Source organism: Rhizobium sp. NZLR1 (assembly GCF_017357385.1).
In the GTDB taxonomy this organism is placed as follows: domain Bacteria; phylum Pseudomonadota; class Alphaproteobacteria; order Rhizobiales; family Rhizobiaceae; genus Rhizobium.
In genome coordinates this window covers 2,103,119-2,124,688 of record NZ_CP071632.1, presented here as the reverse complement: position 1 = coordinate 2,124,688, position 21,570 = coordinate 2,103,119, and the positions used below count along the sequence as shown (strand labels likewise).

Below are 21,570 nucleotides of genomic sequence, written 5' to 3'. Positions count from 1 at the left end.
CGAAAAACCCGGTCACCTCAGAAGCGACCGGGTTTTTTCTTTTTCAGCACGTCGAGAAGGATTTCGGCGGCATGTTCGCCGGGCGGTTTTTCGGTCTGCATGCGCTGCCAGATAAGATCATAGCCTTCCTTCATCGCCTTGAGCTGGTAGGTATCGGCTGACAGTCTTTCTATCCAGCGTGCGAAACTTGCGCCGCGAACGATATCGTTCAGGTATTCCGGCACGACCGCGTAATCGGCAATCAGGTTTGGCAGCGCGCCTGTCCAGGTCTTGATGCCCGATGTCAGCAGACGCATGATCCAGTCGACCTTGTAGGCGGAGACGACGGGAACATCGGCAAGCGCCAGTTCAAGAATGACAGTTCCGGATGCCGCCATGGCTGCATCGGCTTCAGCGAAGGCCTGCCATTTTGCTTCCGCGCCGACCACGATCTCCGGCTTTACTTCCCATGCTGCCGTCAATTGGCGAACCAGCGCTTGCCTGTGCGTCACCGTCGGCAGAATAAAGCGCATCGGCCCATTGCGGGCGGCAAGTTCGCTTGCGGCGACTTCGAAATGCGGCAGGAGCTTCTGAATTTCGGAGGAGCGTGAGCCGGGCAGAAGAAGGATCGGGCCGTTGCCGGGCTGCCTGCCGGCGCGCAGGCGCCGGGTTTCCAACAGCGCAGGGTCGGCGGTCAGGCGATGACCGACATAGGTGGTTGCCGGGCCGTTGAGGCGCTGCATCGTTGCCGGCTCGAAGGGCAGGACGGCGAGCACATGATCGACATAGGCAAGCATGCGCGTGGCGCGATATTCCTTCCAGGCCCAGACGCTCGGACAGACATAATTGACGACAGGCAGGTCCGGCAGCGCGGTGCGGACCCGCTTGGCGACGCGATGGGTGAAATCCGGGCTGTCGATAATGAGGAGAATGTCAGGCTTTGCAGCGATGATGGCGGCGGTCGTCTGGCGGATCAGGGTATAGAGCTTTGGCAGCCGGCTCAGCACCTGGGTGATGCCCATGATCGACAGCTCGGAGAAATCGAACAGGGATCTCAGGCCCTCGGCCTGCAACCCCTCGCCGCCGACGCCGACAAGCTCCACCGGGCCGGCATGAATCCGCTTCAGGGCAGCGATGAGATCAGCACCGAGCAGATCACCCGAGACCTCACCGGCAATGACGGCGATCTTCAGCGGCGCCCCGTTCATTCGAGCCCCCATGCCGGCAGCCCACGATCGATGCCGCAGACAAAGAGTCCGGCCTCATCGGCAGCCTTGATGACGGCGGCACGGTCGAGCACCAGTGAGCGGCCGGCCTCCACCGCGATTCCGGCAAGACCGGCTTTCGCCGCGTTCAGCACAGTGGAAACGCCCATCGCCGGCAGGTCGGCGCGGATATCCTGCTGTGGCTTGCAGAGCTTGACGAGCGCGCCGCGCCGCCGCGGCGAAATCCGCCCGGCGGCTCTGAGACTTGCGACACGGTCCAGCATCTCATCGGTGCCCTCTAGACCTTCCAGCGCAACGACACGCCCGCCGATGCTGATGGCGCCCTGCCCGACATCGAGCCGGCCGAGCATGTCTGCGGCTTCGGCTGCGCGGCTGATATCGCGCCTGTCTTGCTCGCCGGGCACGACGGCACCAAGCGGGCCGACAGAGGCAAGGAGGTCGGGGGCAATTTCATGGGCGCCGACGACGCGGCGGCCGTTTCCTTCAATCAGCCGGATGACCATCTGCAGAACCGTGTCGTCGCCGCCGGACAGCAGGGTCCGGATGGCGGCTGGCACTTTCATCAGGATGCGCAGCGTCGGGCGCACCTCGCGCCATTCCGGCCGGCGGGCGACGCTGCCCGACATCACGACCCGGCCGACGCCATAACGGTTGAGCAAGCCATCAAGAGCTTTGAAATCGCCGATGCCGATAACGGCATGGTCATAACCTTCCCAGCGCCGGTCGCTTTCGTCTTTTAGCGCAACGATGACGGGATTTTCACCTGCCGCACGCGCAGCTGCGGCGACATAGGAAGGCAGAAGACCGCCGCCGGCGATGATCGCCAGCCGGCCCGCAGCGGTTTCGCCTGATAAAGCCACGGACTAGCCCTTCTGCCCCCGGGTCGGCGAGGAGAGAGCGCGGTCACTGTCGGCGGCGATGAAATCGAGGATGTGGACCGCCTGCTCGCAATCCGCATAATCGTCGCGAATGGCGGCGGCGTTTTCGCGGACCGAACCCGTTCCTTCGAAGATCGACTTATAAGCGCGACGCACCCTGTGGATGACGGCACGGTCGACGCCGGCGCGCGTCATGCCGACGACATTGAGGCCGCTCAGCAACCCGGGATTACCGTTCAGCATGCCGTAGGGAATGACGTCGTAGCTCACCGCCGAAAGCCCGCCGACGAAGGCGTGGCGGCCGACGCGCGTGAACTGGTGAACGGCCGAGCCCCCACCCAGGATGACGCGATCCTCGATGACGACATGGCCGGCGAGCATGACATTGTTCGACATGATCACGTGATTGCCGACCCTGCAGTCATGCGCGACATGGGAATTAGCAAGGAAGAGGTTGTTATCGCCGACGATCGTCTGGCCGCCAAAATCGGCCGTGCCGGTGTTCATCGTCACGCCTTCGCGGATCGTGCAGTTGACGCCGACCGAAAGCGTCGTCTCCTCGCCGCCGTGATGCACGCTCTGCGGATCGCCGCCGATGACGGCCATAGGAAAGATGCGCGTGCCGTTGCCGATCACGGTGCGGCCGGTGACGACCGCATGCGACAAGAGCTCGACATTTTCATGCAGGACGACGTGCGGCCCAACATGGCAGAACGGACCGATCTTGACGCCCTCACCGATAACAGCCCCGTCTTCGACGACAGCCATCGGATGAATATGGGCGCTTTCGGCGATAGTGCTCATGCCTGTTCCTTACGAACGATCATCGCGCCGATATCGGCTTCGGCGACAAGCGCGCCGTCAACCTTGGCGTCGCAATGGAATTTCCAGATATTGCCGCGTTGCTTGTGCTTCCTGACATGGAATTCGACGCGATCGCCGGGAACGACAGGCTTGCGAAAGCGCGCATTCTCGATGGTCATGAAGTAGACGAGGTTACCCGGCTGGCCTTCCTTCTTTGCACAGATCGCGCCCGCAGTCTGCGCCATGCCCTCGATCAGGAGAACGCCCGGCATGATCGGAGCCTCCGGAAAATGGCCGGTGAAATGCGGTTCGTTCACCGTGACATTCTTGATGCCGATCGCGCTGTTGTCGCCGTCGATCTCGATGATCTTGTCGACCATGAGGAAGGGGTAACGATGCGGCAGCAGCTTCATAATCTCGATGATGTCCGCCGAAGAAAGCGTTGTCGTGGCTTCTTCAGTCATTTTCCTTGCCTCCAGGGTTCCGGCCGCGCAACTTGGACTTCGACACTTGTTGTGCGGCCTCTCTCAGATAGTCTTTTAGCGGACGAGCCGGTATACCGCCATATTGCCCGCCGGCGGCAAGGTCGGTCATGATACCGCTTTTGGCAGCGATCTGCACGCCGTCACCGATCGTGACATGCCCCTTGATGCCGACCTGGCCGCCGATCTGAACGCCGTTGCCGATCTTCGCGCTGCCGGCGATGCCGACCTGCGCGACGATGGCGCAGTGGCGACCGATTTGAACGTTGTGGCCGATCTGCACCTGGTTGTCGATCTTGGTGCCTTCACCGATGACCGTATCGTCCATGGCGCCGCGGTCGATCGTGGTGTTGGCGCCGATCTCGACATTGTCCTGGATGATCACTCGGCCGATCTGGACGATCTTGATCATGCCGCGCGGTCCAGGGGCGTAACCGAAACCATCCTGGCCGATGCGGGCGCCGTTATGGATGATGACGCCATTGCCGACCAATGCGCAGAGCACGCTCGCGCCGGCCGCAATCGAACAATCGCGGCCGATTTTGACATTCGGACCAATGATACTGTGTGCGCCGATACGCGTCCCCTCGCCGATCTCGGCATGCGCACCGATGACGGCCATCGGCTCGACGATCACGCCCTTTTCAAGCTTGGCACTCGGGCCGATCACCGCGCTTGGCGCGATCTCGCTTTCAACTGAGGAAAAGACCACCGGACGCAACGCAGCGGGATAAAACAGGCCGCCCGCCATCGCGAAGGCGGCATGCGGATTGGACGACAGGATAACCGGGATATGCGGAGGTACGAGATCGACGAGCGCCTTGTCGCAGATCACCGCCGAGGCTTCGCATGTCGCCAGTTCGTCGCGGTTGCGGCGCGACAGGATATAACAGACATCACCCGCCCGCGCCCTGTGGATCGGGGCAACGGACCTGACAATAACATCGGCGTGGTCGGAATTGGCAAGTTCCGCCCCAAGAAACTCTGCCAGCTCAGCGAGCTTCAGACCTTCATGGGGCAGAAAAAAAACGTTTTGCTCCATCGGCAATGCTCCAGAACGGAATTGAGTCTTACAGTTCCGGACTGCCGATATCAGAATTGGTTGTTGATGCCAAACTTGAAGTTCTGCGTTTTGTCGAAGTCTTCCTTGAGAACCGGGATCGCGTAATCCAGGCGCAATGAACCGAAGGGAGACTGCCAGACCACACCGACACCGACGGAAGCGCGCAGAGAGGCGTCTTCGCCGTCGATGCCGTCGCCCCTCAGGTCAACGTCGTTGCCGAACAACGTACCGGCGTCGGCAAAAACCGCGCCGCGCAGGTTGAAGTCACGCGGGAAGCCCGGCATCGGGAAGGTCGCTTCGGCCGATGCCGTGAAATAAGTCGTACCGCCCAGCGGATCGTCGTTGGTGCCGGAAACGCGCGGGCCGATACCCTTGTTTTCAAAGCCACGAATATCGCCGTTGGTCAGGGTGAACTGATCGAAGACGTTCAGGTGCTCCCCGAAGCCGACGACATAACCCGCCGAAGCAGAAACCGAGCCGATGATATCGGCATCGTCAGCGAGCAGACGGTAATAACGGGCCTTGCCGTAGATCTTGTAGAATTGCGAGTCGCCGCCGAGGCCGGCAAGTTCCTGCGTCGCCGTCGCATAGATGCCTTCGCGTGGCAGGACCGTATCGTCAAGCGTGTTGTAGGTCAGCGTCTGGGAGACGGAAGAACGTGTCCACGGGCTGTCCTCAACGAGATGCTGATACGGAGCGGACAGGTCGGCAAGATCGTTGTTATTCGCGTCATACTTCATCTGCTTGTAATTATAGCGGAACGTCGTCGCCAGGTCCTCGGTGATCGGCGCGGTGACGCGCAGGACGACGCTGGTTTCCTGGTAGTCGTAGTTGTCGTTGCTCGACGTTTCGCTGTGGTTGACGTCGAAACCGGCCGCCAGACGATAACCGAGGAAATAGGGTTCGGTGAAGCTAAGGCCGTAGGCGCGCGACCCTTCCTGACCGCCGCCGGCCGAGATGCGGATGTACTGACCGCGGCCAAGGAAGTTCTTTTCCTCGATGGATGCTTCCAGCAGCAGACCATCGCCGCCTGCGGCATAACCCGCGCCGACACCAAAGGAACCGGTGGACTGATCCTGCACGTCGACGACCACCACAACGCGATCCGGCGAGCTGCCCGGCTGGGTGGAGATATTGACGGAGGAGAAGTAACCAAGCGCTTCGAGGCGGCGCTTGGCCTTGGTGATCATCTGCTGGTTGAAGGCGTCGCCTTCGCTCATGTCGAATTCGCGGCGGATCACGTAATCGCGCGTGCGGCTGTTGCCACGGATCTCGATGCGCTCGACATAGGCGCGCTCGCCCTGGTCGACCAGATATTCGACACCGATCGTGTTGTTGTTGAGGTCGCGGTTGCCGCGTGGCGTGACGCGCGCAAAGGGATAACCGGCAGACGCGACCTGATCGGAGATCGCTTCGATCGACTTCTGCACTTCCTTGGCGTTGTAGACTTGACCTTCGTGGGTGCGCACGAGCGGCTGCAATTGCTCGGAACCGACGCCTTCGACGGTCGACTGGACGGTCACCGGTCCGAAGTCGTAACGCTGGCCTTCCTCGATATTGAAGGTGAGCGTGTATTTGTTGGTCGCGTCGTCAAAGGTCGCATCGGAAGAGACGATGCGCATGTCGGCGTAGCCGCGATTGTAATAGAACTGGCGCAGCGCTTCCTCGTCGGCATGAAGCTTATCTTCGTTATAGACATCCTTGCGGGTCAGGAACGACAGGAAGTTCGAACGCTTGGTAGCAATGACGGCAGCCAGACGGCCGGCGCTGTAGGCATTGTTACCGACGAAGTTGATCGAATCGATCTTGGTGCGGTCGCCCTCGTTGATGACGAAGGCAAGGTTGACGCGGCCTTCGCCGAGCGGCACCACCTGCGTGGTCACCTCGACCTCGCTGCGGCCGGTGGCGGCGTAGGCATCCTTGATCGACTGGATGTCGGACTGGATCTGGGTGTCGCTGTAGGGGCCGGCGGCATGGGTCTGGACAATGGTGGCGAGCTTGTCGTCCTTGATCTTGCGATTGCCGTTGAAGACGACCTGATTGACGAGCTGGGCCTCCTGGACGTTGACGACCAGCGTGCTTCCGGAGACCGAAATCTTGACGTCGGAGAAGTAGCCCGTCCCGTAGAGCTGCTTGACCGATTCATCGATATCGGTGTTCGAAAAACTCTTTCCGGGAGCGATGGTGAGGTTCGACCGGACGGCTTCCGCGCCAACGCGGCTTGCGCCGCGCACATCGATGCGCTGGATGACCGCGGCCTCAGCGGCCGTAGCAGAAACGAACGTCAAAGCACCTGCGCCCGAAGCAACAACACTAGCAGACAGCGCAACCGCCGATACTGCGTTCAAAAACTTTGAACCAGCCTTCATTTCACCTATTACCTTTTTTTCCCTCGTCCCCGGCCTCGAGAGAACCCGATTCCGGTCACGTGTGTCGTTTTACCCGCTTTTGACATACAAGCAAGGGAGGTCGTTAATTTCTGTTTACTTCATTTCGAAGCGTGACCCATTCGCCACTACAGCCTTGAAACATCGTAAATAAATAGTAATTCCTCTGCCTTGCGCGTTTACCCTTAGCTCAGGCCAATGTCGTTCCAGGTCGTGAAAACCATCAATGTTAATATCATCGCCAAGCCAATGCGAAATGCGATTTCCTGAGCCTTGGCGCCCAGCGGTTTTCCTCTCACCGCTTCCACCGCATAGAACATCAGGTGGCCGCCATCAAGTACCGGAACCGGCATCAGGTTAAGCAATCCTATCGAAACCGAAAGCATGGCGGCGAGCTGCAACACTGCCCCTATACCAAGCTTTGCCATCTGGCCCGAAGCTTGCGCCACGCGGATCGGCCCGCCCAGTTGATCGGCCCGCATCGTTCCGCGAAAAATATTGCCGATATATTTGAAGGTGCCGGTGACGATGTCCCGGGTCTCGATCACACTCTCACGCAGCGCCTGGAGCGGCGTATAGGTCTGCAGGCGGAAATTGCCGACCTCCTTGTTGGTGACGATGCCGATCTGGCCGAGCTCGATCTTGTTGCCGAACTGGTCGGTCGTGTCGACGCGTTGCGGCACCATCGGCAAGTCGAGCTTCTGACCGCCGCGCTCGATGGTGACGACGATCGTCTGGCTCGGGCGGATAGCGACATAGCGGCGCACGTCGTCGAAAGTCTCGACCTTGCCGCCGTCGATGGCGACCAAGAGATCGCCGGGAAGGATGCCGGCGGCAGCCGCCACGCCATCCGGTTTGACCTCGGCAACGACGGGATCGGCGACCGAGCGGCCGTAGACCGAGAAAAGAACGGTGAAGATGGCGATCGCCAGCAAGAAATTGGCGATCGGGCCGGCGGCAACCGTCGCTGCACGTTTCCACAACTTTGCTCCGGCAAAGGAGCGCGCCCTATCCTCCTCGGACATGGCGGCGATCTTGTCGGTGTCGGGCTTGCTCGAGGCGTCCTCGTCGCCGAAAAAACGGACGTAACCGCCAAGCGGGATCACCGAGATCTTCCAGCGCGTTCCATGACGGTCGGTGAAGCCGAATATTTCCGGACCGAAACCGACTGAGAAGGCAAGGATGCGGATACCGCTCCAGCGCCCGACGAGGTAATGGCCCATCTCGTGCACGAAGACAAGCAACGAAAGCACGAGGATGAAGGTGACGATATTCCCCATTAGGAATGCGTATATATCGGCCATCACTTCTATCAGTTCCTTCCGTCAGGCTGCGGCGTTATCAAAGGCCGAACAATGCCGCGCCGAGCGACGTCATCGCAGTCCCCTTTATCAGGGAAAATAATCCAGCAAGCAAGAACGCCGAAAAACAGGCAAAAATCAGTCCGTCTACCCGATCCATGACGCCGCCATGACCCGGAATGAGACGGCTTGAATCCTTGACGCCGAATTTTCGCTTGATGAAAGATTCGAACAGATCTCCCGACTGGCTGCAAACCGAAAGAACGAGTGCTGCGACCGCGGCGATGATTTCAGCGCCCGGAAGAAGAAAATGGACGAGAACCACACCGGCTGCGACCGCCGAAACGGCGCCGCCGATTGCGCCCGACCATGTTTTTCCCGGCGAGATCGAAGGGGCAAGCTTCGGTCCGCCAAGCGCCCTGCCGACGAAATAAGCAAGGATGTCGGTTGCCCAGACGACGGCAAAGACGAAGAGCATCGCGTAAAAGCCAGGCCGGTCGTCGCTTCTGATCGCAGCGAGCGCCAGGCCGGTGGCACCGGCATAAAACAGGCCTACCGGCAGCCAGCGGCTGGTGCCATGCAGGATGATCAGCGCTATGCCGACAGCAGTGACGCCGGCCAGCATGCCGGCGGCGAATTCGAAATTGCCGATAAGCACGAGGAAGGCGATCGCCGCCTGGCCGATCCAGCCGACTGTATTGGCGACCCAATCACGCGCGATGCCGGTGATTGTCGACCATTCATAATAGATCAGTAGGCCGATCACCGCCGCCAAAATGCGGAAGGCAAACCCGCCATACCAGGTGGCTGCAAGAACGATGGCCGCAAGAATCAGTCCTGAAACGATGCGGAGCTTCAATTCCTGCTGCATCAGGTGCCAACCGCGGCTGCCTGCGACGACAGACCGCCGAAGCGCCGGTCGCGAGAGGCGAACTTCTCGAGCGCCGAGCGGAAGATCTCAGGGCTGAAATCCGGCCAGTATTCCGGAACGAAGATGAATTCTGAGTAGGCGGCCTGCCAAAGCAGGAAGTTGGAAAGCCGCTCCTCGCCGCTGGTGCGGATGATGAGATCCGGATCGGGGATGCCCGCCGTATCGAGACGGGCGTTGATCAGCGCGGGGGTGATATCCTGCGCCCTCAGGCGGCCGGCCTCGACATCCCTCGCCAGGCTCACCACAGCCCGGGAGATCTCGTCGCGCGAACCGTAATTGAAGGCAATGACCAGTGTCAGCGCCGTATTGTCCTTAGTGGTTTCCTCCGCCTCCAGCAGCAGGCCGAGAATGTCGCTACGCAGGCTGTGGCGGTCGCCGATCACCTTGATGCGGACGTTCTGGCGATGGAGTTCGGCGAGGTCGCGCCGGATGAAGGCCTTCAACAGACCGAGCAGATCGGAGACTTCGGCCTCCGGCCGGCGCCAGTTCTCCGAGGAGAAGGCAAAGAGGGTCAGATATTTTATGCCGGCCGCGCCGGCGGCGCGTACTGTCTCGCGCACCGCCTCGACGCCCTTGCGGTGGCCCATTGTCCGCGGCAGGCCGCGCTGCTTGGCCCAACGTCCATTGCCGTCCATGATGATGGCAACATGCTCTGGCACAGTCACAAATACAGATTCCGACATTTCCCGTCCGGTCTTTCCAGGCAAAGGCACAGATCCACTAGACCTGCATGATTTCCTTTTCCTTCTCGCCAAGCAAGCGGTCGATTTCGGAAATCGTCTCGTCCGTCATCTTCTGTACACGTTCCGACTGCGCCCTGCCCTCGTCCTGGCCGATTACGCTATCCTTTTCGGCCTTCTTAAGGCCGTCCATGCCATCGCGGCGAACATGTCGAATCGCGACCTTGCTCTTTTCGGCATAGTCGTGAGCCACCTTGACGAGCGACTTGCGGCGCTCCTCGTTCAGCTCAGGCAACGGAATACGCAGGCTCTGGCCGTCGACGATCGGGTTGAGGCCGAGATTGGATTCGCGGATGCCGCGCTCGACGGCGCTGACCATCGACTTGTCCCAGACGGAAACCGACAGCATGCGCGACTCGGGCACAGTGATGTTGGCGACCTGGTTCAGCGGCATACGCGAACCATAGGCCTCGATCGTCACCGGATCGAGGATGTTGGCCGAAGCACGGCCGGTGCGCAGCGATGCGATATCGCTCTTGAATGCCGAAACCGCGCCGTCCATGCGGCGCTTCAGTTCCTTGATGTCGATACCTTCACTCATGTCGATGCTCCCGTATAAAGCGCGTCGCTATCTTTCAGATTCGCTTGCCGCAACGTGATTCAGATTTCAGACCAACCGGGCCTAAATCACCATGTTCCAGCGAGGGGCTGCGCCTGATCAAGCGGCGCAGCTTATATCAGTTGTCGGAGACGATGGTCTTGAGGCCACCCCCCGTCAAGATTTCAGCAAAACCGCCTTTCTCATGGATCGAGAAGACGATGATCGGAATGGAATTCTCTCTGGCGAGCGCGACGGCGGCAACGTCCATCACCGCAAGCCCCCTGTCCAGCACTTCCTGGTGCGTCAGGCGGTCGAGGCGAGTCGCATCGGGATATTTCTTCGGGTCGGCGGTATAGATCCCATCCACCTGCGTGCCCTTGAAGATCGCTTCCGCGCCCATTTCAGCAGCCCGCAGTGCTGCGGCCGAATCGGTGGTGAAGAAGGGGTTTCCGGTGCCGCCGGCAAAGATCACCACGCGTCCCATCGACAGATGATAGAGGGTTGCGCGCTGCGAAAAGCTCTCGCAGATCTCGGGCATGGAGATGGCCGAGAGCACCACCGTATCGATGTTCAGCTTGCGCAGCGAGGTCGCCAGCGCCAGCGCGTTGATGATGGTGCCGAGCATCCCCATGTGGTCGCCGGTGACCCGGTCGCCGCCCTTGGACGCTACCGCGACACCGCGGAAGATATTGCCGCCACCGACGACGACGCCGACTTCCACGCCCATATGCCTTGCCTCGGCGATGTCGGATGCAACGCGGTCTGCCACCGCAACATCGATCCCGAAGCCCTGGCTACCCATGAGCGCTTCGCCGGAAGCCTTGAGTAGAACGCGTTTATAGACAGGCTCTATAGACATCTTGGCTCCTCGTAAATTGCCGTGAATGCCCGATACACGAAGGGCACCGCGTTGTCACGCGATGCCCTGGTGTTTTCCCAATTATGGCTGGAAGATCAACCCTTGACGGCAGCCGCGACTTCGGCTGCGAAATCGGTCTCTTCCTTCTCGACGCCTTCGCCGAGCAGAAGGCGGGCCATGCCGGCGACTTCGATCGGCGCGCCGACGGCCTTTTCGGCTTCCTTGACGGCGGCTGCGACCGTGAGATCGGGATTGATGACGAAAGCCTGCGAGAGAAGGGCGACTTCCTCGAAGAACTTGCGCATGCGGCCGTCGACCATCTTCTCGATGATGTTGTCAGGCTTGCCGGAAGCGCGCGACTGCTCGATGAAGACGTTGCGCTCGCGCTCGGCGACGGCGGCATCGACTTCCTCAGGGCGGATCGCCAGCGGCGCAGTCGCGGCAATGTGCATGGCGACCTGACGGCCGATTGCGTTCAGAGCTTCCTTGTCGCCGGTCGACTTCAGGGCAACGAGAACGCCGAGCTTGCCGAGGCCGTCGGAAACAGCATTGTGGATATAGGTGGCGACGACGCCGTCCTCGACGGAGAGCGCGACCGAGCGGCGCAGGTTCATGTTCTCGCCGATCGTTGCGATCGCATCCTTGATAGTGTCCGAAACGGACTTGCCGGATGCCGGGTAGGTCGCAGCCGCAACGGCGTCGACGGTGCCGTCGGTGGAGACGGCGACCTTGGCAATGCCGCGGACGAGATCCTGGAAGGCATCGTTACGGGCGACGAAGTCGGTTTCGGAGTTGACTTCGACGACGACTGCCTTGGTGCCCTGGCTGGAAACGGCGATGAGGCCTTCAGCGGCAGTGCGGCCCGACTTTTTGTCAGCCTTGGCGATGCCCTTGGCGCGCAGCCAGTCGATCGCCGCTTCCATGTCGCCGCCGGTCTCAGCAAGGGCCTTCTTGCAGTCCATCATGCCTGCGCCGGTCTTTTCGCGCAGTTCCTTCACCATTGCAGCCGTAATCTCGCTCATTAGCTTCCTCTTGTCGGTTCATACGGTGGGCCGCAAAGCGCGGCGCGGCACCGGATTGAGGCACGAAATGTACCTGTATGTATGACAGCGTGATGAAGACGCGTCATACCGAAACTTATCTGGCAAAGAGCCTGATGCCCTCGCCCTGAAACAGGCAAGGCCGCCGAACTTCGATGAGTCGCGAGCGGCCTTTCCAGTCATGCAAGCTTTGGCGGACCTTCCGATCCGCCCGCTTTCATCAGCCTTCGGCTGCTTCCTCGAGAGCCGGCTCGACCGGAACTTCTGAGGACGCGCCGAGATCACGGCCGGAAGAGCCCTGCTGACGGGCAATGCCGTCGATGGCAGCGCGGGAGATCAGCTCGCAATAGAGAGCGATAGCGCGCGATGCGTCGTCGTTACCCGGAATCGGATAGTCGATCAGGTCCGGGTCGCAGTTCGAATCGATGATGGCAACGACCGGGATGCCGAGGCGCTTGGCTTCGTCGATCGCGATCTTTTCCTTGTTGGTGTCGATGATGAACATCAGGTCGGGCGTGCCGCCCATATCGCGGATGCCGCCGAGGGCCTTGTCGAGCTTTTCACGCTCGCGCTCGAGGTTCAGACGTTCCTTCTTGGTGAAGCCCTGGGCTTCGCCGTTCAGGATCTCATCGAGCTTGCGCAGGCGCTGAATCGAATTGGAGATCGTCTTCCAGTTCGTCATCATGCCGCCGAGCCAACGCGAGTTGACGTAGTACTGGGCCGAACGCTTGGCGCTGTCGGCGATGATCTCAGACGCCTGGCGCTTGGTGCCGACGAAGAGAACGCGACCGCCGCGGGCAACGGTGTCGCTGACGACCTGCAGGGCGCGCGACAGCATCGGAACGGTCTGAGCCAGGTCGATGATGTGGATGTTATTACGATCGCCGAAGATATACGGCTTCATCTTCGGGTTCCAGCGGTGCGTCTGGTGGCCGAAGTGGACGCCTGCTTCGAGAAGCTGGCGCATAGAAAAATCGGGCAATGCCATGCCTTTGTTATCCTTTTCCGGTTGAACCTCCGCAAGGCGAACAGCATCCTCTTCGAAGATGCCACCGGGCGGAACGATCCGGATTTCTCCCGGACAATCCCATGCCTTACGTGTGGAATGCGGTGCCCATACATTCGTTTTGTCGCAAAAGCAAGGCTTACGCCGAAAAATCCCGGTTTGTGCGCCCGGTCCCGGGACCTCTGCTCCTGCGAAAGCCGCCGGTCAGCTTGCCAGCGTCGGCAGTAACGACAGCATGACGCCGGCGTCGGGCATCGGCAGGATGGCATCGATCTCGGCCGGCAGCAGGCTGCCGATTGCGCTGTCGGCGTTACCGGTGGCGGTCCCAAGGGGGCCGCGGAAGCCGTGTCCCGTCCAGGCAAGTTCCTGCAGCTTCGGGCTCACCAGCGCTTCGATCAGCCGGTTGGCGTTCTCATCGACGACAATCAGCGGATGCGCCGAATAGACGGTCGGACGCGGATAGAGCACCACCGGCTTTGCGCCCGCGCTTGCCTTGATGCGCTCCCAGCGCGCGGGATCGGCAAGAATCCATTCTACCAGCTGGTTCTCATAACCGACGATCATCGGCTCGCCGCCGAGGCCGCCTGCGAGATACTGATCGAAAAGTTTGCCTGACGACGGTGACTTGAAGCCCATGTTGCGGAAGATCGCCTGCACCTTGCCGCCGAAAGCGGCAAGATCGCCAGATGTCGCGACATTGCCGCTGAAAAGGCTGAGCACGAGGCCTGCGAACATGAAGCCGGAATTGGAGCGGTTGGGATCGGTCGAGACGATGCGGGCGCGGCCGTAAAGAGAATTGACGCCGAGTTTCGACCAGTCGACGCCGGCGAGGATTGCGTCGAGCAGCGCCTTGAGATCGAGCTGATGATGGCCTTCGTTCGTCACCGTGACCAATCCCGCTTTGATCAACCCATCGACCACGGGCTGCCAGGAATAGACGACGATCGGTGTGTTCAGCACAACGCGGTCGTTGCGGATACCGATGCCGTTCTGCCTGGCGATATCGACCATGATCGAAGAGGACGGCCAGAGGAATTGCGGATGCTGCGACAGCAACGCCTGTTCACGAACCATCTCGACCGAGCCGGCGACGCGGCTGTCCACCGTCAAGCCGTATCCGCCGAGCGCCCTGATGACGTCGGGGTCGGAGAGGAATGCCTCCTTCTCGCCGCCGACGAAGCCGAACAGCGTCGTGCGGGTGCCGAGCAGGCCCTGCAGTTCGGGCCGGTCCTTGACGGCGAAATAACCGCCGGTGCCGACGATGCCGGCTCCGAGCAATCCCACTCCAAAAGCGCGGCGAGAAAGAGCCATCAACGTCCGATATCCTCTTTGAGCGAAGCCTGAATGAGGCGCAGATCGGTGTCGAGTGTATGCAGCGCCTCATCGATCAGGCTGTCGGCATAATGGACGAAGGCCTCTTCGAGCTTGACCAACACGGCACGGACCTCCTCCAGCTGCTTGGGGTCGGGAACACGTTTAGCCTCGATGACTGCAGAACCTTCCGCCACCTCGGCAGCGCGCGGCAGATAATAGGAGAGGAATCGCCGCACGGCATTGGCGCTTTCGGGCTTGGCCTCGACCTTGCGAAAGACATCGGCGGCGATTTCGGCAAGATGCCGGACGGCGGTTGCCGTCTTTCGATCGCCTATCGCGTCGGCGGCGGTCTCCAGCCTCTGGGCAAAGGGAATCGCGGCCTCCAGCAGGTCGCGGGCAAAGGCGACGCGGCCGCTGCCGATGCTCTTGATATCGAGGCCTTCGAACAGCCGGCGCGGCGCCAGAAGAATGACGAGGCCGGCAAACAGCAGAAGGGCGATGATGGCGGCGATCCAGAATGGCATGCCGGCGATGAAACTGAGCAGTGGCACGGTGATTGACGCCGCCAATCCCGCCACGATCCAGTTGCCATCATTGCCGAGCCAGTTGCGCATGCCGGTCCTAATTATAGCCGCGTGCGGTGCGGAAGGCGGTGGCGAGGTCCGAACCACCGTCGAACACGCGCGCCGACGTCTGCCTGGCAAGGCTGTCGAGCTGGGTTTTATCGGCGTCGCCGAAGGTGATGCCGAAGATCGGCACGTGCGGCTCCATCGCGATCCATTCGCTCATGAAGGCCCGGCTTTGATCGTCGGACCTGCCGTCGGTCATGATGACGATCGCCGGCAGATACGTCGAGAGCTTGTCGGTTCTGGCGATCTGCTGCAGGGCCCGTTCGGCGCAGGCATACATGTTCGTGCCGCCATCCGCCTTCTGCCGGGAAATCTCGTTCAGCAGCCCTTGCTGCTCCAGCGGGTTTCCGCTTGCCATGAAGGTGTTGCGCACGCTGCCGTCGAAGGGAATGACGATGATCTGGTCGGCGGGCGACCATTGCACCAGCACCTTGCTCGCTTCGTCGGGCGTCAGCAGGAAACGCATCGCCTTCTGCAACTGGTCCTCGCCGTCGCCCTGCATCGAGCCGGAAAAATCGAGGCAGAGCGCGGTCAGGGACGGCTTGCGCAGTGCTGCCTGATAAAGGGTGAGCGCCTGGCGGATGACACCAGGCTCCGGCATGCGGATCGCGGTCACCAGCCGGGTCGGATCGAAATTCCAGCCTGGTTCCGGCTTTGCGGCAACGCCGGTCAGCGGAATGCGCCGGCCAGTATCGGCGATGCGCTGCTGTACGGGAGCAGAGCCGAGATAGGCGAGCAGATCGTTGAAGAAGGTCTGGACTTCCGGCCCGCGGCCATGATCGACGAAACCGATCGGCGAATCCGCCATGGCAACGCCGTCGGCCGGATAGATCGCGTAAAGCGGTTCCTGCGACAAGGCGGCAAGCTTGTCGTTGGTTTCCTTCAGCACCGCTTCGTAGTTCCACATAGCGTCGTAGACCGTGCCCTTGCCGGCGGATGCGACGTAGAGATCGGCAAGCCAGCCGGACGAGCCGGACGAGCGCACGACACCTGAAAGCAGCGAGCGGACGCTCTCCTGGACTGCTCTGTCGTCGAGATCGCCGGGTTCGATCACCGGCTTGTTGCCGAGTGCGCTCGACAGCATGGCAAGATAGGCGCTGGCGCCGGAGTTGGATTGCGTCGCCGATGTCATCAGGAATTTCAGCGATCCGTTTTCGACGGCGGCGAGAATGTCCTTCATGAACACATCCCTGCCGATCCAGCCGAGCTGCTCGGCCTTCGACCTGCGCACGCCCAATACCACCGGCGTCTGGGCGATCGAGGTGAGGCTCTTGACGCGGCGCCTGGTGTCGAACATGTCGACCCAGACACTGGAGGCCGGCCACACCGCATCTTGCTCGACGCCCTGGTCGCTCTGCAGCGCCAGGCCGATATCGAGCGTGCCTTCATATTTGAAGGTGCAGGTCGCATTCTTCTGCTTGCAGAATTCCTCGACGATCGGCTGCAGAACGGTATTCTCCGATCCCGAGACGATCGAGAAATTCGGTCCCTGAGCGATGGGATTGCAGCCGGCAAGAGCCAGAGCGGCAAGAAGCGCCAGGCCTGAAAGCAGTGCTCGCATCGTCGTCCTGTCGATCACGCCTTGGTCATCGCCGTCTTGAGTTCGATCGTCATCTGCTCCATCTGCTGCTCGGCCTGCGCCCGTTTCCGGCGCCCCTCCTCCTGAACCTGCAGCACGCCCGATATCGTGTCGATCAAATCCCTGTTCGCCTTGGCGAGCGTATCGATATCGACGATACCGCGTTGCGATTGCTGCTCTATGGCGATTGCCTGGTCCTTCATCATCTCGGATGCCTGGCGGATCATGTCGTTGGTGGCGTCGGTCACCGCCTTCTGCAGCTCAAGCGCCGATTTCTGCCGCGTCAGCCCGAGCAGGATCACCATCTTCTGTTTCCAGGCCGGCACCGTCAGCGCCGAGGTCGCCTGCAGGTTCTCGATCAGCGTCTCGTCGCCCGCCTGGACGATGCGGATCTGCGGCAGTTGCTGAATGCCGAGCTGACGCGCCTGCTGGAGGTAGAAAACCCGCTTCTCCAGCCGGTCGAGCGCCTGCAAGCTGTCCTGATAGGTTTGCGCTTCCAGCATGCCACCGCCGGGGCCAGTCGCGGCCGCCTCGGCTTCAGCCTTCAGCCTCGGCAGCTCGACGCTGCGAAAGCGCTCTGCAAAAGCTTTGCCGGCCTGGACATAAGCCTCGAGCCGCATGATCGACTGCCTGGTTTCTTCGTGCAGGTCGTCGAGCAGCGCGATGTCGCGCCGCAGCGTATCCTTGTGACGGTCGAGTTCGAGGCCGATCCGGTCGATCTGACCGGCCACGTCCTCGAATTCCGCCTTGAACCGCTCGAGCCGGGCCTGTGCGGAGAGGAATATGCGGCTGAGGAACCCCTTATCCTTCAACGATGCCGGGTCGAGCCCCTTGGACTTGAGGATGATGTCACTTAGCAGGCGACCGATCTCACCGAGATCCTTGTTGCGGACCTCGCGCAGGATCCGGTCGGCATAATCGCTGACCGTCTGCTGGGCGCGTTCGCCATAGACGGAGATGCCGGCGCGATCGGTCATATTGATGCTGTCGGAAATGCGGGCAATTTCCGCCGGATCGGCGGCAGCAACCGGCAGGGCGGCGTTGTGAATAGTCGCTAGATCTGTATCGGCCATCGGTCGGGCTTTCCAGGCTTGCGGCAGGTAATCGTCTGGAGGCCCATTTTCGCAATGAACAGGCCTCATCACGAGAAATTGGCCGCTAGGATCGCACCGACCGGAAGAGCAGGACGACAGATGGCGACTCAATCATCGCTGGTCGCCGCACCATAATGAACTTTATGATACAGTTTTATGACAGTCGAAAAACCTGCAGGCTTACTTGCACGCCTCGGCCTTGCGGTCGAGCAGCTCCAGCTTGGCGAGCTTGCCGGTCAGGACGAAATCGCCGTAATCCATCGTCAGGTCGCGGGTGATGCCGTTCTCATAGAGCTTGAAGGACATGCGGTAGACCGGCAAAGCATCGGATTTCGCATTCTCGTTGAAATAGGCAATCGTCACCGGCCAGAAGGCGGTCTTGGAGAAGGCGCCGGCATTGCCGGCGTCGGCCTCCTCGGCAACAGGGGTCTCCTGCTTGCCGACGATCGTCGTCGTCACCAGCGACTTGTCGCCGTCATCCGAGCCGTCGAAAACGCGGGCCTCGAAGAAGCGCTTGCCGTCCTTGGCGTTCTGGATCACGTCGAGCATATGTTCGGTGGGAAAGCGGCTTTCAGCAAGCTGGAGCTCGCGGCTCGACGGCTGCTTGAGATCGACCTTGACGCCATCCGGCTGATCCTGAGCCGCACCGTTGACCTCCTTGTCGAGCTGTTCGTCGGTGAAGGATTTGGTGTCGAAGGTAAACTGGCCGTCCTTGAGGTTTTCAAAGGTCTTGGTCTGCTGGTCGCTGACGCGGACGCTGTCGCCGGTGTCGATCTGCGTCACGAAGCGGAAATTGGTGGTGAAGCCCTGGCAATAGCTGCCGTCGAACTCATAAACCATGCGACCGTACATGCCGGCGATGCCAGAGCGGTCCGAGGCGTCCTTCAATTCCAGATCGTAGACGGCGCGATGTGCGACGAGGCCGGTCGCGATCGCAGCGCTTACCGCGGGCGCAGCCGCCCATGCATTGGCGGAAACACTGGCGAGAAGCAGAGCGACAAGACTCGATCGGAACATTCATTAACTCCTGTTGGACTCGGTCGCGATGTTATAAGAACGCTTTCGGCCAAATCGAGGCTCGAACCTGTCATATTAAAGATTCTAGTCTTGATGCATAATTTTTGAAGAATTGACAACAAAAGCGGAGCCGAAAATGTCCGATGAAATTGCAAAGCGCCTGACTGAGATGGGGATAACCCTGCCCGAAGCCGCAGCACCTGCTGCAAATTACGTTCCCTATGTCATCAGCGGCAATCTTCTCTACATCTCCGGTCAGCTGCCTCTCGAAGGCGGCAAGATCGCCGTTTCGGGCCATCTCGGCAAGACCGTTGACGTTGCCGCGGGGCAGCGCGGCGCCGAACTCTGCGCCATCAACATCCTTGCGCAGGCGAAGGCGGCACTTGACGGTGATCTCGGCCGTATCCTGCGGGTCATCAAGCTGAACGGCTTCGTCGCTTCGGCGCCCGATTTCGTCGAGCAGCATCTCGTCATCAACGGTGCTTCTAACCTGATTGCCGGCGTGCTCGGCGAGGCCGGCAAACATGCGCGTGCCGCCGTCGGCATGGCCGCCCTGCCGCTCAATGCCGCTGTCGAGATCGATGCTATCATGGAAATCGCAGAATGACCAATGCTGCCTGGATCAGGGACCTGCCGGTCGCTCATCGCGGCTATCACGATCTCAACAAACTCGTTTGGGAAAATACGCTTTCGGCCTTCTCGCGCGCCGTCGAAGCGGGCTTTGCGATCGAATGCGACCTGCATTACGCCTCCGACGGCGTGCCGGTCGTCTTTCACGACGAGGACCTGCAGCGGCTTTGCAATCTCACCGGCGACATCCGCGAGCGCACCTCCAGGGAACTCGGGCTGATCGCCGTCGGCGGCACGGCCGACAAGGTGCCGACGCTGCGCCAGCTCCTCGATCTCGTCCAAAGCAAAGTGCCGCTAGTGCTGGAGCTCAAGGGCCGCGAGGCGGACGATGAGGGTTTCGCCGAAGCCGTCCTCGAAGTGCTTCAGGATTATGAGGGCAAGGTGGCGCTGATGAGCTTCGACCACTGGCTGCTGCGCGATCTGAAGACGCTTGACGCAGTCTACCCGCTTGGGCTGACGGCCAATGGCAACACGCCGGAGGAATTCGAGGCGCATGCGAAGGCGATGGAGATCGGTCTCGATTTCATCTCCTACTATTATGACGATCTGCCGAATGCGTTCATCACCGGTGAACGCGAAAAGGGTATGCCTGTCATCACCTGGACGGTGCGTGACCAAGAGGCGCGCCGGCGTACATTCGCAAACGCTGATCAGATGACCTTCGAAGGCTTCGACCCGCGTGTGGCAGTTTGACGCTCGCTTTTTGGCCACGATCATGCGCAGATTGAGACAGAGCCGAGACTATTTTCCCACAGGCTTCGTATCTGCCCCATGACCGATGAACTATCCATTCGCGTAGAACGCTCCTTCACCGCGATTTCCCCGGAAAGCTGGTCCAGGCTTTCCGGGGCGTCGAAGACTTGCCCGACGCTTGCCTATAACCCCTTCGTCTCCCACGCCTTTTTGTCCTCACTGGAAGAGTCCGGTTCGGCCAGCGCCGAGACCGGTTGGCTCGGTCATCACCTGCTGCTCGAGACTGATGGCGGCGAACTGATCGGCGCCCTGCCCGGCTACCTGAAGAACCACAGCCAGGGGGAATATGTCTTCGATCATGGCTGGGCCGATGCCTTCGAGCGGGCCGGCGGACGGTATTATCCCAAACTTCAGTGCTCCATTCCGTTCACCCCTGCGACAGGCCCGCGTCTGCTTGTCGCCGAGGGACTGCAGCGACTGCCTGTCCAGAGCGCGATCGCCGAAAGCCTGAAGGAGGTCGTGCGCCGGCTCGGCGTCTCCTCGGCCCATATCACCTTCGTGCCGGATGAGGAGATCGGCGTCTTCGAGATGGACGGCTATCTGCACCGCACCGACCAGCAGTTCCATTTCATCAATGAGGGCTACGCCAATCACGAGGAGTTTCTCGAAACGCTGGCTTCGCGCAAACGCAAGGCGTTGCGCAAGGAGCGCCGCGCCGCCCTCGAAAACGGCATCAGCATCGACTGGCTGACCGGCCGCGATCTGACGGAACGCATCTGGGACCAGTTCTTCAAATTCTATATGGATACCGGTGGCCGCAAATGGGGCCGGCCCTACCTCACCCGCAAATTCTATTCGCTGATCGGCGAGCGCATGGCCGACGACATCCTGCTGGTCATGGCCAAACGCAACGGGCGCTATATCGCCGGCGCGATCAACTTCATCGGCGGCGATACGCTCTATGGCCGTCACTGGGGCTGCATCGAGGAGCATCCCTTCCTGCATTTCGAAGTCTGCTATCATCAGGCGATCGACTTCGCGCTTTCGAAAGGGCTGAAACGGGTCGAAGCCGGAGCCCAGGGCGAACACAAGCTCGCCCGCGGTTACCTGCCGGTGACGACACATTCCGCTCATTATGTCGCTCATGCCGGGCTTCGCCGGGCGATCGGCGACTATCTCGCCCGCGAGCGCGCCGATGTCGAACAGATGAGCGAGCTGCTGAGTGAGCACAGCCCATTCCGCAAGGGCGAGCGGCAGCAGGAGGATTGACGCTGCCTCGCCGGCCGCGTTACCCGATCACGGCATGTCGCCCGGAAGTGTGCAGCGGTTACGGGATAACGACATGCAAAACAAAAAGCTTGAGGACATGAGGAGATT

Annotated in this window: 21 protein-coding genes; 3 read left to right on the top strand and 18 right to left on the bottom strand. The window is 60.8% G+C overall.

The window, feature by feature from the left end:
* Positions 1-17: 17 nt before the first annotated feature.
* The 18 genes from lpxB to J3O30_RS10540 all read right to left on the bottom strand — a co-directional run bounded on the left by lpxB (position 18) and on the right by J3O30_RS10540 (position 18,870).
* Positions 18-1,187, bottom strand: a complete 1,170-nt coding sequence (gene lpxB, locus J3O30_RS10625) for a lipid-A-disaccharide synthase (RefSeq protein WP_207584092.1) — start codon at positions 1,185-1,187, stop codon at positions 18-20.
* Complete coding sequence (locus J3O30_RS10620) at positions 1,184-2,065, bottom strand: LpxI family protein (protein WP_207584091.1); 882 nt, start codon at positions 2,063-2,065, stop codon at positions 1,184-1,186. Before J3O30_RS10620 ends, lpxB begins: the two co-directional genes overlap by 4 nt.
* Positions 2,066-2,068: 3 nt before the next feature.
* Positions 2,069-2,887, bottom strand: coding sequence for an acyl-ACP--UDP-N-acetylglucosamine O-acyltransferase (lpxA, locus tag J3O30_RS10615; protein WP_207584090.1), 819 nt, complete (start codon positions 2,885-2,887; stop codon positions 2,069-2,071).
* Positions 2,884-3,351, bottom strand: coding sequence for a 3-hydroxyacyl-ACP dehydratase FabZ (gene fabZ, locus J3O30_RS10610; RefSeq protein ID WP_207584089.1), 468 nt, complete (start codon positions 3,349-3,351; stop codon positions 2,884-2,886). The genes lpxA and fabZ overlap by 4 nt, the downstream gene beginning before the upstream one ends.
* The gene (gene lpxD / locus J3O30_RS10605) at positions 3,344-4,411 is read right to left on the bottom strand and encodes a UDP-3-O-(3-hydroxymyristoyl)glucosamine N-acyltransferase (protein ID WP_207584088.1); all 1,068 of its coding nucleotides are present in this window, start codon (positions 4,409-4,411) and stop codon (positions 3,344-3,346) included. The genes fabZ and lpxD overlap by 8 nt, the downstream gene beginning before the upstream one ends.
* A gap of 50 nt (positions 4,412-4,461) precedes the next feature.
* Positions 4,462-6,801: an outer membrane protein assembly factor BamA gene (bamA, locus tag J3O30_RS10600; protein ID WP_207584087.1), complete on the bottom strand. Its 2,340-nt coding sequence runs from the start codon at positions 6,799-6,801 to the stop codon at positions 4,462-4,464.
* A gap of 203 nt (positions 6,802-7,004) precedes the next feature.
* Positions 7,005-8,132, bottom strand: a complete 1,128-nt coding sequence (gene rseP, locus J3O30_RS10595) for an RIP metalloprotease RseP (RefSeq protein WP_207584303.1) — start codon at positions 8,130-8,132, stop codon at positions 7,005-7,007.
* Positions 8,133-8,160: 28 nt separating this feature from the next.
* Positions 8,161-8,991 carry a phosphatidate cytidylyltransferase gene (locus J3O30_RS10590; RefSeq protein ID WP_207584086.1) on the bottom strand — a complete coding sequence of 277 codons (831 nt, stop codon included), beginning with the start codon at positions 8,989-8,991 and terminating at the stop codon, positions 8,161-8,163.
* Entirely contained in the window at positions 8,991-9,734 is a 744-nt protein-coding gene (locus J3O30_RS10585; RefSeq protein WP_207584085.1) for an isoprenyl transferase, read from the bottom strand. The genes J3O30_RS10590 and J3O30_RS10585 overlap by 1 nt, the downstream gene beginning before the upstream one ends.
* A 37-nt stretch (positions 9,735-9,771) precedes the next feature.
* Positions 9,772-10,332: a ribosome recycling factor gene (gene frr, locus J3O30_RS10580; protein ID WP_164009453.1), complete on the bottom strand. Its 561-nt coding sequence runs from the start codon at positions 10,330-10,332 to the stop codon at positions 9,772-9,774.
* A 136-nt stretch (positions 10,333-10,468) separates the two neighbouring features.
* Entirely contained in the window at positions 10,469-11,191 is a 723-nt protein-coding gene (gene pyrH, locus J3O30_RS10575) for a UMP kinase (RefSeq protein ID WP_007628663.1), read from the bottom strand.
* 95 nt (positions 11,192-11,286) lie between these two features.
* A complete protein-coding gene (gene tsf, locus J3O30_RS10570) occupies positions 11,287-12,213 on the bottom strand; it encodes a translation elongation factor Ts (RefSeq protein WP_207584084.1) in 927 nt (308 codons plus the stop codon).
* Positions 12,214-12,451: 238 nt separating this feature from the next.
* Positions 12,452-13,219 carry a 30S ribosomal protein S2 gene (gene rpsB, locus J3O30_RS10565; protein WP_003539287.1) on the bottom strand — a complete coding sequence of 256 codons (768 nt, stop codon included), beginning with the start codon at positions 13,217-13,219 and terminating at the stop codon, positions 12,452-12,454.
* Positions 13,220-13,441: 222 nt separating this feature from the next.
* Positions 13,442-14,548, bottom strand: a complete 1,107-nt coding sequence (locus tag J3O30_RS10560; protein ID WP_207584083.1) for a substrate-binding domain-containing protein — start codon at positions 14,546-14,548, stop codon at positions 13,442-13,444.
* Positions 14,548-15,165, bottom strand: a complete 618-nt coding sequence (locus J3O30_RS10555; protein ID WP_207584082.1) for a 5-bromo-4-chloroindolyl phosphate hydrolysis family protein — start codon at positions 15,163-15,165, stop codon at positions 14,548-14,550. The genes J3O30_RS10560 and J3O30_RS10555 overlap by 1 nt, the downstream gene beginning before the upstream one ends.
* Before the next feature lie 7 nt (positions 15,166-15,172).
* Positions 15,173-16,741, bottom strand: coding sequence for a substrate-binding domain-containing protein (locus tag J3O30_RS10550; RefSeq protein ID WP_207584302.1), 1,569 nt, complete (start codon positions 16,739-16,741; stop codon positions 15,173-15,175).
* A gap of 14 nt (positions 16,742-16,755) precedes the next feature.
* On the bottom strand, positions 16,756-17,832 hold the full coding sequence (locus J3O30_RS10545) for a toxic anion resistance protein (protein ID WP_207584081.1): 1,077 nt from the start codon (positions 17,830-17,832) through the stop codon (positions 16,756-16,758).
* A gap of 201 nt (positions 17,833-18,033) precedes the next feature.
* Positions 18,034-18,870, bottom strand: coding sequence for a cell envelope integrity EipB family protein (locus tag J3O30_RS10540; protein WP_207584080.1), 837 nt, complete (start codon positions 18,868-18,870; stop codon positions 18,034-18,036).
* Between the two features lie 136 nt (positions 18,871-19,006).
* Between J3O30_RS10540 and J3O30_RS10535 the strand changes: the two genes are divergently transcribed.
* The 3 genes from J3O30_RS10535 to J3O30_RS10525 all read left to right on the top strand — a co-directional run bounded on the left by J3O30_RS10535 (position 19,007) and on the right by J3O30_RS10525 (position 21,462).
* The gene (locus tag J3O30_RS10535; RefSeq protein ID WP_207584079.1) at positions 19,007-19,477 is read left to right on the top strand and encodes a RidA family protein; all 471 of its coding nucleotides are present in this window, start codon (positions 19,007-19,009) and stop codon (positions 19,475-19,477) included.
* A complete protein-coding gene (locus tag J3O30_RS10530; protein WP_207584078.1) occupies positions 19,474-20,193 on the top strand; it encodes a glycerophosphodiester phosphodiesterase in 720 nt (239 codons plus the stop codon). The genes J3O30_RS10535 and J3O30_RS10530 overlap by 4 nt, the downstream gene beginning before the upstream one ends.
* A 78-nt stretch (positions 20,194-20,271) precedes the next feature.
* A complete protein-coding gene (locus tag J3O30_RS10525; RefSeq protein WP_207584077.1) occupies positions 20,272-21,462 on the top strand; it encodes a GNAT family N-acetyltransferase in 1,191 nt (396 codons plus the stop codon).
* Positions 21,463-21,570 lie beyond the last annotated feature (108 nt).